At 67.5% G+C, this 13,360-nt stretch carries 13 protein-coding genes and 1 pseudogene; 12 read left to right on the top strand and 2 right to left on the bottom strand.

Annotation, left to right across the window (positions count from 1 at the left end):
• Positions 1 to 68: 68 nt before the first annotated feature.
• The 7 genes from ACFV9C_RS43255 to ACFV9C_RS43285 are packed head-to-tail and all read left to right on the top strand — an operon-like array spanning position 69 to position 6,873.
• The gene (locus ACFV9C_RS43255) at positions 69 to 428 is read left to right on the top strand and encodes a CHAP domain-containing protein (RefSeq protein ID WP_380203666.1); all 360 of its coding nucleotides are present in this window, start codon (positions 69 to 71) and stop codon (positions 426 to 428) included.
• Complete coding sequence (locus tag ACFV9C_RS43260; RefSeq protein WP_380203668.1) at positions 425 to 730, top strand: DUF6112 family protein; 306 nt, start codon at positions 425 to 427, stop codon at positions 728 to 730. Before ACFV9C_RS43255 ends, ACFV9C_RS43260 begins: the two co-directional genes overlap by 4 nt.
• 12 nt (positions 731 to 742) lie before the next feature.
• Positions 743 to 1,903 (top strand): hypothetical protein, encoded by a 1,161-nt coding sequence (locus ACFV9C_RS43265; protein ID WP_380203670.1) that lies wholly within the window; start codon positions 743 to 745, stop codon positions 1,901 to 1,903.
• The gene (locus ACFV9C_RS43270; RefSeq protein WP_380203672.1) at positions 1,900 to 3,339 is read left to right on the top strand and encodes an SCO6880 family protein; all 1,440 of its coding nucleotides are present in this window, start codon (positions 1,900 to 1,902) and stop codon (positions 3,337 to 3,339) included. The genes ACFV9C_RS43265 and ACFV9C_RS43270 overlap by 4 nt, the downstream gene beginning before the upstream one ends.
• Positions 3,336 to 4,739, top strand: a complete 1,404-nt coding sequence (locus tag ACFV9C_RS43275) for an ATP-binding protein (protein WP_380203674.1) — start codon at positions 3,336 to 3,338, stop codon at positions 4,737 to 4,739. The genes ACFV9C_RS43270 and ACFV9C_RS43275 overlap by 4 nt, the downstream gene beginning before the upstream one ends.
• Positions 4,740 to 4,744: 5 nt before the next feature.
• Positions 4,745 to 6,496, top strand: coding sequence for a type IV secretory system conjugative DNA transfer family protein (locus tag ACFV9C_RS43280; protein WP_380203676.1), 1,752 nt, complete (start codon positions 4,745 to 4,747; stop codon positions 6,494 to 6,496).
• Positions 6,493 to 6,873 (top strand): hypothetical protein, encoded by a 381-nt coding sequence (locus ACFV9C_RS43285; RefSeq protein ID WP_380203678.1) that lies wholly within the window; start codon positions 6,493 to 6,495, stop codon positions 6,871 to 6,873. The genes ACFV9C_RS43280 and ACFV9C_RS43285 overlap by 4 nt, the downstream gene beginning before the upstream one ends.
• A 135-nt stretch (positions 6,874 to 7,008) precedes the next feature.
• Here the strand turns inward: ACFV9C_RS43285 and ACFV9C_RS43290 are convergent, their stop codons facing one another.
• Complete coding sequence (locus ACFV9C_RS43290; protein ID WP_380203680.1) at positions 7,009 to 8,190, bottom strand: MBL fold metallo-hydrolase; 1,182 nt, start codon at positions 8,188 to 8,190, stop codon at positions 7,009 to 7,011.
• Between the two features lie 74 nt (positions 8,191 to 8,264).
• On the opposite strand from ACFV9C_RS43290, the pseudogene ACFV9C_RS43295 reads away from it, so the two are divergent.
• The 5 genes and pseudogenes from ACFV9C_RS43295 to ACFV9C_RS43315 form a co-directional block, all read left to right on the top strand.
• Positions 8,265 to 8,474 (top strand): annotated as a pseudogene (locus tag ACFV9C_RS43295) (response regulator); the annotation flags it as partial.
• Between the two features lie 34 nt (positions 8,475 to 8,508).
• On the top strand, positions 8,509 to 8,655 hold the full coding sequence (locus tag ACFV9C_RS43300; protein WP_380203692.1) for a hypothetical protein: 147 nt from the start codon (positions 8,509 to 8,511) through the stop codon (positions 8,653 to 8,655).
• Positions 8,606 to 8,863: a response regulator transcription factor gene (locus tag ACFV9C_RS43305; RefSeq protein ID WP_380203682.1), complete on the top strand. Its 258-nt coding sequence runs from the start codon at positions 8,606 to 8,608 to the stop codon at positions 8,861 to 8,863. The genes ACFV9C_RS43300 and ACFV9C_RS43305 overlap by 50 nt, the downstream gene beginning before the upstream one ends.
• On the top strand, positions 8,860 to 9,048 hold the full coding sequence (locus ACFV9C_RS43310) for a hypothetical protein (protein ID WP_380203684.1): 189 nt from the start codon (positions 8,860 to 8,862) through the stop codon (positions 9,046 to 9,048). The genes ACFV9C_RS43305 and ACFV9C_RS43310 overlap by 4 nt, the downstream gene beginning before the upstream one ends.
• A gap of 170 nt (positions 9,049 to 9,218) precedes the next feature.
• Positions 9,219 to 9,410, top strand: coding sequence for a hypothetical protein (locus tag ACFV9C_RS43315; RefSeq protein ID WP_380203694.1), 192 nt, complete (start codon positions 9,219 to 9,221; stop codon positions 9,408 to 9,410).
• A gap of 50 nt (positions 9,411 to 9,460) precedes the next feature.
• Here the strand turns inward: ACFV9C_RS43315 and mobF are convergent, their stop codons facing one another.
• Positions 9,461 to 13,042 (bottom strand): MobF family relaxase, encoded by a 3,582-nt coding sequence (gene mobF, locus ACFV9C_RS43320; RefSeq protein WP_380203686.1) that lies wholly within the window; start codon positions 13,040 to 13,042, stop codon positions 9,461 to 9,463.
• Positions 13,043 to 13,360: the final 318 nt, after the last annotated feature.

The raw sequence follows: 13,360 nt of genomic DNA on the forward strand, positions 1-13,360 counted from the left end.
TGAGCTGCAAGAAGCCCGTCGCCACAGGGAGCTGGTTACCCGGTGCGGATCAGGCAGTTGCTCGGGCGATGCGCCTGGTTGGCAGCCACGGCTACTACCAGCTGTGCGCTCGGCTGGCCGCCAACATCTGGGGCCGGCCGCGCGCCGGCTACTTCTCCGCCGCCGACCAGTGGCACCAGATGGTCGCGACCAACAATGCACACCCAGGCGACCGGCAACCACCCGCGGGAGCCCTCGTGTTCTGGGCGACCGGCGGACCGTACGGACACGTCGCGGTATACCTCGGCGACGGTCGCATCGTCTCGAACGACATCGACGATGACGTACCCGGCGAAGGCGGCGTGTACTTCGTCGACTTCCGCCTCATCGAGGCCAAGTGGGGCGCGACGTACCTCGGCTGGGCGCCGCCCATCTACTCAACTACGTGAAGGACATCGACGTGTTCAGCTACCTGATCCTGCAGGACCCGGGAGTCAGCCCAAACACCAGCGGGCTGCCGGGCTTGTCCGAAGTACGGACGCTGGCCGGCGCGACGATCACGTTCGCACTGGTCTCCTGTGTTGTGGCCTTGATCATCTCGGCGGCCGCGTGGGCCCTGGGCAACATCAACGGCAACCCGCACGTTGCCGGCAAGGGACGGCTCGGTGTCCTGGCTTCGCTCGGCGCGGCGATCCTGATCGGCTCGGCCAACAGCCTGATCCGCTTCTTCAGCGGCATCAACATCGGCTGAGCGGGGCAGAAGATGTCCTGGAAGGACTGCTTGTTCAACCCACAGGGATGCGTCACGTCAGCCGGGAAGGACGCGATCAGCCAGACGTTCTGGGACGCGATCGGCAGCTGGCTGGCCAAGGGCCTGACGGACATGACGACGAAGGTCTTCAACAAGGTCACCGCCAGTACGACGCCGGACTTCAACCAGGCCTGGTGGCACGACAACTTCGACCTCATAGTCACGATCTCACTGCCATTACTGGTACTGGCCTTCGTGCTGCAATGCGCAGCGGCTGCGATCCGTCGCGAACCGGCCCGCCTCGGTCAGGCCGTCTTCGGAGCGCTCCTCGGTACGGTCGGAGTGCCGTTCGCGGTCACGGTCGTCGCGGCCTGCGGGCACATGGTCGATCGACTCTCGATGACCATCCTGGGTACCAGCGCCTCGGTGACCAAGGGCTTCCGCAAGATCATCGATCTGACCACCGCTTTGGCCACGATGAACCCTCAGGGCGGAGTGTTGATCGCGGCGATCCAGTTCGCGATCTTCGCGACGCTCGCGCTGTACTTCGTTCTCATCGTTCGCGAGGTCGCATTGATCGCGTTCGTCGTACTTGCGCCGATCGCGATGGCCAGCTGGACCTGGACCGCGACCAGGCACTGGCTGCGTCGCTGGGTCGAGATCGTCGGCGCGCTGTTGTTCTCGAAGATGGTGATGGCCGTCATCTTCGCGCTCGGTCTATCGGCGATGAGCAACTCGGACCAGAGCGGTGACTCCAGCCTGGGCACGTTCCTGGCTGGCAGTTTGCTGTTCGCGATGGCGGCGTTTGCGCCGATGGCGACGTACTCGTTCATTCACTGGGCCGGTGATCAGGGGCAGGCAGCGCTGTACGCCGTGCAGCAAGGTACGGCGGGCGTATCAGCGGTCAAGGGTCGGGTTGAGCAGGCCTACCGTTGGGCGGCGTTCGACTTCACCGGTTCGCGACCCGGGCCGGGCAGCGTCATCAACGGGACGGGTGAAGACGAGACCGCTCCGAGCAGCCACGACACGGCCACGCAAGACCAGACCACAAGCCACGCCGAGCCCACAGTCACGTCGTCTGCCGACACAGCGCGGACGACGCAGGCACCGGTTGATCGATCCGATGGGCAAGACCATCACCGCAGGAATCAGCCAGGTGAGGAGACACGGTGACTACTCCTGACCCCCTCGCGACGCGTTTCCCACGCCCTGAGCAGAACGCCGTGATGCTCGGCCTCCGGCCGGTGCAGGTTGCGCTCCTGCTCGCTGCGGTTGCCGTGGTCACGCTGTCGTTTGTCATCCAGATGGAGCCGATCTCGCGGCTCGCTGGCGTGCTCGTGGCGGTGTTCTGTCTGATGGTCGCGTTCGGCCGGGCGGAGGAACTACCTGTGTACCGGTGGCTGGTTCTGCGCGGGATCCACGCTTGGCGATCGGCGCTCGGCCGGCAGTCATACCGCGCCCGCGTTCTTGAACCGCGTCAGCACGGGCGCCTGCAGTTGCCTGGGGAGGGCGCGGCGATGCGGGTGATGACATCGGTGTCCGGGCTCGGCGTCGTACATGATCCAGGTCGGCGACGGCTGGTCGCGGTCGCTCGGATCGAGGGGCCGGCACATCTGCTACAGAACGCGGACGAGCAGGACCGGCGCGTAGCGGCGTACGGACAGCTGATCGCTGGCCTGTGCCAGGGCAATCGCATCGCAAGGGCGCAGATCCTGGAACGCACGCTCCCGGACCCGGCCGACGAACTCGGGCAATGGGCCACCTCCCGCAAGCTCGACCCGCAAACGCCCGCCGGTGAGATCTACGCAGATCTGCTGTCGCAGGCCGCACCGACCGCGGCGAAGCATGAGACGTTGTTCAGCTTCGCGGTGAACCTCGATGCGGTGTCGCGCGAGGTTCGCAAGAACGGCGGCGGCCTGGTCGGCGCCGCGGCAGTTCTGGAGTCTGAGGCCCGCGCTTTCCAGACGTCGCTTGCCGCGGCGGGAGTGGCTGGGGCCTGGCTGAGCGCCGGTGATCTGGCGACCAGCCTCCGTACGGCGTTCGACCCCGTGGCGACGCGTACCCTGTCGGACGCGCAGTCGCTGGACGCCGTCGACGCCGGACCGTTGGCCGTCGACGTGAGCTGGGATCGGCTCCGGACGGACTCTTCGCTGCATCGGGTGTACGTCGTGACCGAGTGGCCGAGGATCCGGGCGACGCCTTCTTTCCTCAGCCCGTTGCTGCTGAAGCCAGGGATCCGCCGTACATTCACGCTCGTACTGGAACCGATCCCGATGGCGAAAGCACTTCGTGACGCCCGACGCCACCAGGTCGAGCGCGTCTCGGACCGAGCTACCCGGTCCAGGATCGGCCAGCTCGAGACCGAAGAGGACCGCCAACTCGACGCCGACGTCGCACAGCGCGAGCGCGACCTTGCCGCCGGCCACGGCGACGTACGTTGGCTCGGCCTGCTCGTCGTCTCAGCGGACACCGAGGACGCGCTCGACGACGCCTGCATGGAGATCGAGATCGCCGCCACACAAGCACTGCTCGACCTGCGCCGCCTGGTCGGACAGCAGCTCGAAGGCTTCATCGCCGCCGCTCTGCCTTTCGGGGTGGGGCTCGGATGACCCGACACTCGGCGTACTTCGAACACGACGGCGCCGACCGCGCCACGCGACGCACGAATCGGCGAGCCGGGAATGACGCGTCACGCAAGCCGAAGGTCGATCACCTCGAAGGCGAGGCAGGCAGTGGCAGCGGCCGTCGGCTGCGAGCCGACACACACCGCGCGACAACCAGGATCCTCCGGGTCGCCTACCCGTTCCTGGCCGAGGGCGGTCTAGGGGCCGACGGCACCTACATCGGATCGGATGTGTTCAGCGGCGGCTCGTTCGTCTACGACCCTTGGGTGCTCTATCAAGCACGCGTCATCACGAACCCAAACGTCCTGCTGGCCGGCGTGATCGGCAGCGGCAAGTCCTCAACAGCGAAGGCCCTCATCACGCGGTCGGTCGCCTTGGGCCACAAGGCCTACGTACCTTGTGACCCGAAGGGGGAGTGGACCACGGTCGCTGAGGCTATGGGCGGTGTGACCATCAAGCTCGGGCCTGGCCTGCCGACCCGCCTGAACCCACTCGACGCCGGTCGCCGGCCAACAACTGTCGACGCGGACGAGTGGCAGCGCATCGTATGGTCGCGCCGTCGCGCGCTCCTCGGGACGCTGGCCGAGTCGACGCTCGGCCGGCCGATGACGGCCGTCGAACACACCGCGCTGGACCTGGCGCTCGAGACCGTGACCAGCCAGGTCGAGGCACCGACCATCCCTGATGTCGTGGTGGCGCTCTTCACTCCGGACTCCGAGTTCGCGCGCCGCGCGGCCCTGCAGACGACAACGCTGACCGACGATGGCCGCGAGGTTGCGCACGCGATCCGGCGGCTTGTACACGGTGATCTGTCGGGGATGTTCGACGGCCCGTCTACAACCAAGTTCGATCCGGAGCTCCCGATGGTTACCCTGGACTCGTCCTGGCTCGGCGCCGGCGGCAACGACGAAGCCCTCCGCCTCACCTTGGCCTGTGCATCGTCGTGGCTCGAGGCCGCCGTCGCAGACCCGGCGGGCGGCAACCGATACATCGTGTACGACGAGGGCTGGCGCGTGATGCGCGACGCAGCGCTGCTGCGCCGGATGCAGGAGCAATGGAAACTCTCCCGCGCCTGGGGCGTCTCCAACATCCTCATCGTCCACCGCCTGTCCGACCTCGCCGCCGTCGGAGACGTCGGATCCGAGGCCCGCGCCCTCGCCGAAGGCCTCCTGGCCGACTGCTCTACCCGCATCATGCTCCGGCAAGAACCCGACCAGCTCGCCCGCACCGCAAGCCTGCTCGGCCTCACCGACGTCGAGATCGCCACCATCGCCAAGCTCCCGAAAGGCCGCGCTCTCTGGCGACTCCCGAACCGGTCATTCGTCGTACAACTCGTCCGCCATGCCCGCGAAGTCGAACTCTTCGACACCGACGCCCGGATGTAGAGCCAATGAACCAACGACCCTCACACGACTTCAACGAGCTCCTCGTCGTCGGCGCAGGCATCATGTTCTGCGGCACCGGTGTCCTCTACGTCGCCGGCGGTGTTGCGAGCCTGCTCGCGACCGGGCACTGGCCAAGATCGGCCTGGATCGACGCCTCACTAGTCGTGATGCATCCCGGCGACCCGGCGATCGCGTTCGGGATGACCGCGGCACAGTTCGGCCCAGTGAGCTACTGGCTAGCCCTGCTGGCCGTCGTCGCGCTACCGACATGCGCTGGCCTAGTCGGCGCACGGCTCTGGCAAGGCCGACGCTCAACGCCGGCGAACCGGCGGCGCGCTCTGGCCGCACGTCCCGGCCTGGCCACAGTCACCGAGGTCGAGGCCGCAGTAGGGCGCCGGCAAGTCGTACGACGCGGCCAAACCGCGCGACCGCAGGCGCCGACGCGGAATCCGTCCGAGGTCGGAACGCTCCTCGGGCATTCGCGCGGCAGACAATGCTGGGCATCCGTCGAGGACTCACGCATCGACGTCGGTCCGCCGCGCTCTGGCAAGGGCTTGCACCAGATCGTGGGCGCCATCATTGACGCACCAGGCGCCGTAGTCACCACCTCGACCCGGCCCGACAACCTCGCCGCCACCCTGGAGCTCCGTCGCGAGATCGGCCCCGTCGCAGTATTCGACCCACAGGGCCTCGGACGAGCCGAAGGCATCCGCTGGTCACCGGTCCGCGGCTGCGAAAACCCGACCACCGCGATGGTCCGAGCCAGCGGACTCGCCGCAGGCGCCGGCTTCACGAAAGGCGGAGTCACCGACGGAGCCTTCTGGCACGGCCAAACCGAGATGGCGTTGCGCGGCCTTCTCCACGCGGCGGCAATCGATGGCGCAGGCATCGCTCAGCTCTACCGCTGGGGACTCGAGCCGGCATCCGCCACCGAAGCCGTGACAATCCTGAACCGTTCCGACTCCGCGGCCGAGGGCTGGGGCGACACCCTCGACGGCATCGTGCGCATGGACGGCCGCACCCGCGACGCCATCTGGGCCGGCGTCCGCTCCGCCCTGTCCGCACTCGCCGATCCTGCCGTACGGCGCTCCTTCGACCCGCCACCCGGCGAAGGCCTCGAACCCGCAGAGTTCATCCGGGGACGCGGAACCATCTACCTGCTCGGCACCGGAGCCGGAGCCAGCGCGACCTCCGCGTTCATCGCCGCGCTCCTCGAGGACATCACCGAGACGGCCCGCCAGTTAGCCGCGCACAACCCAGGAGGACGGCTCGAGCCGCCTCTCGCGCTCGTCTTGGACGAGATCGCCAACCTGTGTGCCGTACCGTCCTTGCCCAGTCTCATGGCTGACGGGGGAGGCTCGGGGATCTCCACTCATGTCGTCATCCAGTCCCTCGCTCAAGCCCGCGAACGCTGGGGCGAACAAGCGGCCGCCGCGATGTGGGACGCCGCGACCCTCCGCCTCATCCTCGGCGGCTCCGCCCAACCCCGCGACCTCCAAGACCTCGCCGCCATCTGCGGCGAACGCGACGAAGAGATCCGCAACTGGAGCCGTGGCCCCGATGGCGGCCGCACCACCTCCACCAGCACCCGCCGGATCCCGATTCTCCCACCCGACGTCATCCGCACCCTGCCCTTCGGCACAGGCGTACTGCTGGCCCGCACGGCTCCACCCATCCTGCTCACCATGACCCCCTGGTACGACCGACCCGACGCCGCCAAGATCCGCGAGAGCATCGATCGCACGGTCCTCCGATGAACCGCGACGACGACCTCGCCAGAGCACTCGCCTACGTCCCACCCACCGACCCGTACGTCGTCTGCTGGCGAGACCTCGACCCCACCAGCACAACCGAAGAACTGGAACGCCTCGCCGACTGGGTCACCTGGGCCACCACGCGCTACAACCTCGACCACAAGATAGTCCCACCGTGCTGGCCCCATCATGGCGCCATCCTCGAAGAACTCTCCGCTCTGCGCACCTTCTGGGAATCCTGCTACCAACCCGATGCAGCCCCCTCAGACCCCCTCACCTTCCACCGCGACCTAACCCTCGCCGTGCGCCGCCTCCGCGACTGGAGCTCCCTCCTCGGCTGCAGCCGTACATCGCACCGCCCGGAGGCAGGCGAGAGCTGAACGGTACAGGGCTAAACCGGTGACCTGTCGATCTCGCGGTCACATGACGTACGAGCGCAGAAGCTGCCGGTGAACTGCGGGCCTTCTGCGCGCGGCGCGTTGCCGGTCCGCACGATCAGAATCGCCGTGCGCGCATCACGGGATGAGAACAGTGTCACCCAGACCGGCGTACAGGTAGCGGTCACCGAACGCCTCGCTCAGTGTCAGGAAAGCGGGTTCACCCGTGCAGTGGCCTGGGGCGACGGTCTGCACAAGCCACTCGTCGCGGAGTGCCTGTGCGACGCGACGCACCTCGGGCTCCTCGGCCAGGACGAGGTGGAGCCCTCCGGCGATGCAGCGGACACGGTCGTCGATCGTGGCAGCGGCCTCCAGGATCCGCTCGATCCCAGGGTGCGAGCAGCCCACCACCAGCATCAGTCCCTGCGAAGTCTGCAGTGCGAGGGAGAGCTCGCGCAGCTCACTGGTTCCCGCCACCTCCGAGACAACGGCGAGCAGCCACGCGCCGTTTCCCAGCGGGGTCGTCTCCTCGATCCAGGTGAATCGTGCCCCCGGCCACGGCGTGCCGTGGCGGATGACGTCGGGCGGCTCGCCGTCGTAGTACTGCATGGAACGGGGCAGCGACGGGCGGCGCGGGTAGAAGTGGCCGGGAAGGCTCGAGCCGAAGACGCCGTACAGCTCGGCCGGCACGTAGACCGGCACGTCGGGGTTGACGTGCAGCAGGTGCTCGAGCCCGGAGGTGTGGTCGCCGTGGCGGTGCGAGATCACGACGAGGTCGATCGTGCGCAGGTCGACATCGAGAGCCTCGGTATTGGCGGCGAACGTCCTCGAGTCGTTCCCCGTGTCGAAGAGGATCCGCCGGCCCTGGAACTCTACGAGCGCAGCGAATCCCCAGTCCTTGATCAGGCCGGGTCGGCTCCCGAACGCGTCATAGAGCACCGTGATTCGATTGGTACTCCCTTCCTGAGGCTCCATGCACTCACATGACCACACCGCACGGCGCACGTCGAGAGTTGGCACTGACCGTCGCGTCGTGCCGCGCTGATTCAGTGGCCCGGCGGCGGGGCGGCTGATGGAGCAACGGCAGGGGTTGCCTTCGGACGTGTCGAGCCGGTTGGGCTGGTTCGGCGTTTGCCGGTGGGGCCTCGGGTTTCGCGTCGCAGGCGTGGTTCTTCGGTTTTTGCGTACTGCCGCCGGCCCGCTGGGCAGGCTCCTCGAACTGCTGCTGGTGGTGTCCACCGCTGCAGTGGTGCTGGGTGGCGTACTCGGTGGTTCGACGATCGGCGACCTCGCCGACAGCGGGCTGCCGAACGCGCTCATCGGTGGTTACGATCGTCGGCCGCGCCGCCGACGTACTCGTGGTCGGCGCCACAGCGGTCGTGTTCCTAGGCGTGGTGATCCGGTTTGCCTGTTCCGAACGGATCGCGCGTCAGCAACTGAAATGGCGCGATCTCCGGCCGGACGTCGTACTGATGGATCTGCAACTGCCGCGGATCCACGGAATCGACGCCACTCGGCAGATCGTGACCAGGGCACAACGAGCCGGGGTGCTCGTACTGACCGTGTTCGATGACGACGCGACCGTGTTCACCGCCGTCCAAGCCGGCGCACTCGGCTACTTCGTCAAAGGCTCGGACAATGCCGACATCATCGCCGCGGTACGCGGTACGCGGTACGCGGTACGCGGTACGCGGTCCGCGCGGCCGCCGCGGCCAGCCCGCCTTCGGCGCCACGCTTGCCGGGCGGCTGCGCGGCTGGGTTCGCGACACCGCCGGCCCGGCCTGACGCGTTCCCGGAGCTCACCCCACGCGAACACCAGATCCTCGACCACCTGGCCGCTGGCCTGTCGAACGCCGAGATCGGCCAGCACCTGCACCTGTCAGCGCAAACAGTCGCCAACAACCTCACAACGATCTTCGCCAAAGTCCACGTCACCCACCGCAGCCAGGCCATCATCCGCGACCGAGACGCCGGCCTTGGCAACCCCAGTTGACAGGTTCACCGCTCGACCACAACGCGGGCGTCTTCCGCGAGGCGGTGCGCGAACTGCGGCCGGGTGGGCTGCTCGCGATCGCGGGCATCATCTGGGTGACGGCCGTCGGTCGTGGGCAGCGCATCGTCGTGCTGTCGCTCGCGCAAGCGGCGCGTACGTGGCCCAGGGGTGGTGGGAGGGTCTGAGAAACTCGATGCTCTGCATGGAGATCCGTGAGGTCGAACGGACAGTACGGCCGACATCACCGCGAACGTGGTGTACCCGGGTCACGCGTCGATGCCATGCAACCACGCGATGCCGATGCGCCGTCCCGTGGGCACCGCCCGGTTGTGCCGCCGCTGCGGCCCGAGCGATCGTGGCACTTCAAGGACGTCGCGAAGGCCGCCCGCTCAAGCATCCACTTGGCGGCGGCGCCCAACTGGAAGGCCTCACTGGCGAGTACTTCGACAAGAACGCGATCGACACGGCCTGGACGGAGAGCTTCCTCGACGAACGTAACCGTTCGGCCGTCTGGAAGCTGTGCGATCGGACGGTCACCGCGTCGTAAGGCCGGCGGACAGTAGCCATCAACTCATCAACAAAGGTGGATTGCCGGCGTCAGCGCGCAAGGTCGACGTCCGCGGGATCGCTTGCGGACGGGAGGTCGAATGGGGTGGTGGAGACTGCGGAGAGGTGCTGCGCCAGTCGGAGGTGTCGCGTTCGTTGCAGGGCTGTGTGGTGGCTGGGGGGAGCGCCGAGGATTGTCGGCCCGCGGATGTTGTAGAGCTCTCTGTAGCTGGCGATCGCGCGGGCGATGGATCGGAGCGCCTCGTTTGGTAGCGCGACCTGCCGCACGAGTTCGTCGTACCAGTCGGCACCGTCCTCTGCGGCCTGTTGGACCAGGTCGTCGGCGCGCTGGCTGATCTGAGCCTCAAGCTCGCGCAGTGGGGCGACCAGGTTGGGGTCGCTGACGTTGACGGCCGGCGTGACCAGCCCAGCGACCGGTTGGCGCCCAGAGCGCCGGAGAGTTCGGCTGACGAGGCGTTCGACTCTTGCGTGGAGTACTGCGGCGAGGTCGACGGCGTCGGCCAATGTTGCCTGATCGACGGCCCGGCCGAGAACGTCCGACGCGCTCAGGCCAGCCGCCTCAGCCCGGCGTAGTTCGGCGACGAGAGCGCCGTACGCGGGGGAGGCTTCGAGCGCCGCCCGGTCGCCGGCGCAGAGCCCGGTGCTGGCTGATGCGGCGCGGTATCGGGCGCGGGCATCGAGCTGGCAGAGGTGTTCGTGAACGGGGATGAGCCGGTCGAGGCGGGTCACGTTGTCGAGTTCTTGACGCATGATTTCGTGAGCGGACTGTTCGACACCCGGGTTGTTGAGGACGGCTTCGAGGACGTCTTGCATGGTCTGGTCGGGGTGCGGTTCGTGGAGGTCGGGCATGCTCTGATGGGTCGCTACGTAGCCGATGTTGCTGTGACGACCGCGCGTCATACCCACGTACAGGAGGGCCCGGGTGAGTTGGTCGGTGACGTATACGTGAGCCGTGTCGACGGTCGTTCCTTGGGCTCGGTGGGCCGTGGTGGCGTAGGCGAGTTCGACGGACTCCTGCACGTAGCCGGTCGGAAGAGTGACGGTGTCGCCGGAAGGGTTTTGGACGGTGAGCGAGCCGTCGGGCCAGCGGTGGATGACGGTCCAGCGGTCGCCGTTCTTCACGAATTGGCGGTGACCGTAGGGGAGACGGCGGTTGTTGAGGCGGGTGACGATGTGGTCGCCGAGGCCGACGTGGTTGCCGTTGTGGAGTTCGATGCCGTCGGGTTCGACCTCGCCGGTGGTGATGCGGTCGAGGCGGGCGCGGGCGTTGAGCCGGGCGACGGTGGTGTTGTCGCCGGCGATCAATAGGCTGGCTTTGCCGTGATTGGTGTCGGCGAGCCAGGCCTGGTACGCGGCGTCTTCCATGCGGTCGCTCGCGCCGGCGACGAGGCGGTCGTGCTCGTCGTACATGTCGATCGCGGTGAGCTCTCCGCGGCGCAGGGCGAGGCCGGCGTCGCGCTCCCAGGGGTTGATGAACCGCCATACGTCGGTCAGCTCGGCAGCGTCGGTGTCCTGCGCGATGAGGCGGAAGGCGCCACCGGTGTCGGCCGCTCCGAGTTGGGCGTCGTCCCCGACGAGGAGGAATTTCGCGCCGGCGGCGTTGGCGGCGCGCGCGAGAGTGGCGAGTTCCATGGTGCCGGCCATCGAGGCTTCGTCGACGATGACGAGCTGATTCGCGCGGAAGGTCCACTGATCCTTCTCCGCACGGAGCGCTGCAAGTTGCACAGCCAAGCGCTGCCGGCGGCGTCGACGGCGCGCCTGATCGGCGAGGCGTACGGCGTACTCGGTCTGCATGATCCGTTCCCGCCGCTGCTCGGCGCCGAGGCCGGTGGATTCGTAGATCCACTTGGCGATGTTCTCGGTGGGGGTGCCGATGGCGTCGGACAGGATCGTGGATGCCGCCGACGACGGAGCGAGAGCGATGACTGATCCGTCGCCGTACGCCGCCTGCCAGTCGGTCACCAGGATGGAGAGCAAGCTGGTTTTGCCGGTGCCGGCAGGTCCGATCAGGGCCTCGACCTTCTGGCCGCTGGTGGCGATTCGGTGGAGGGCGCGGGTCTTGTCGGCGCTCAGGCCTTGATCGTGGACTGTGCTGATGGTCGGACCTGCGGAGTCGTGCGCGAGGTCGAGCAGGAGCGACTCCGCGCCGAGGATGACGGGGGAGGTGAAGATCTCGCCGTTGTGGACGGTGAAGACGCTCTCTCCGCTTGCCCTTATGAACGGTGTCGAGACGACGTCGGGCGCCGTCATGCTGATCGAATGGTGCTCGGCGCGTTCGACGACGGACTGCAGTACGGCGAACCGGTCCCCGGCGGAGACGATGCGGAGCAGCCGCGTCTGGCGTGCGGCCTCGGCGAGGAGGTTCCAGCGGTTCCAGGTCGCGCGTTTGGTTTGGAGCGTGAGGACGGTCGCGGCGCCGTACGCTTCGATGGTCTCCGGGCTGAGATCAGCGGCGGCGAGCGGACGGTCGCCGGCCCGCCGGAGTGACTGTTGGATGGTCGCGACGGCCTGACCGCCGATCGCTTGGTCGGCGCGCGTCCGCCATCGGGCCATCATCGCGGCGAGCGGTTGTGCGAGGTGCTTGGGCGGGCGGTTCATGAGCGTCGCGCGTTGGCGAAGCACGTACATCTCGCGTCGGCCGGGTGGGTGCTGTTGTTCCGCGAGAAGCGCCGCGAGATTGGCCTCGATCTGTTCGGTTCTGGCGGAGAACTCGGCGATCAGCGCATCGGGTACGGCGTCGATTTCGAACGCCGGATTGCGCTGCGAGCCGCGTTCTCGCAGCTCCCAGTTCACGCCGAGCCGGCGGGTCAGGTTGTCGGCGAGGAGCACATTATGGATCTCGGACATCGCGACGATCGAGCGGTGCAGGGTCCTGCTGTCGAGCGTCCGCCACTGCCCGTCCTCGCCCTGCACCCGATTCGCAACCACGACGTGGGTATGGAGTTGCGGATCACCGCTGCGCGTGTCCCAGTGGTCGAAGGCGGCGGCGATCAGGCCGCGCACGTCGACCTGGGCGGCGCCTTGGCCCCCTGTTCTGGTGAACGCCGCCTGTTGCTCGATCAGTGCGATGACATCGCGAATCGCCTCGTGATGAGCGGCGACGATCTGCTCCTGGGTGCCGACATCCGTAGTCGCCCATAACGCCGAAACCGACTTCACCGGCGAGAAGGTCAGATCGAATCCGGCGACCGCCTGCTTCGCCTTCCGCCGCATCTCACGCTTCCAGATCTGGTCGATTTCGCCCTGCCGCGCGGCGTCATCGAGCCCGGGGTCGAGCGCAGCAATCTGGTCCTCAACCCGCTCCGACGGGCTCTTGAAAACGGGGTACGGAAGCCCGATCGGCTGGCCGGTCAGCGGGTCGTTGGCACTCCCGAAGAGGGCGGCCATCTGCGCCTCGGTGACCTCATCTCCAGGCGAAAGCTCACCCGCGCCGAGCCCACCCAAGCCGCTGCCGATCCATCGCCCGGCCGGGTAGCCGACGGCCATGTAGTACGCCGTCAGCGAGGTGGACATGCGACGATCCACATCGCCGGAAGCGATGTGACGCAGCAAGTACCGGTAGCCATCCCCGGCGGTTAGCCTGTGTATCGTCAGCATGGTTGCCGCCGCCACAGAACACGACCTGCTCGAACTCCACGACCCGCCACGACAGCTCAACGCGCGGACCGACAAAGGTCCGAGTCAGACAGCCACGGCGGCGCCCGCTCCACAGGTGCCAGATGTGTGTCAGCGGTCGACCTCATCGCCGCGCCTGCCGAACGATCTCTTCCGGATCCGAGGTCCACGACACCAGGAGGTAGAGCTGATCCGTTGTGCTGCGGTCGATGAATTCTGCTCTAGTGTCCCCCGCCAGGAATCCTTTGAATATATGCGTTGAGTCGTTCGAAGATCTGGTCGGCGGTCTTGGTCCAGGTGAACGGTCGCGGGTTG

It is taken from the genome of Kribbella sp. NPDC059898 (assembly GCF_042730855.1).
In the GTDB taxonomy this organism is placed as follows: domain Bacteria; phylum Actinomycetota; class Actinomycetes; order Propionibacteriales; family Kribbellaceae; genus Kribbella.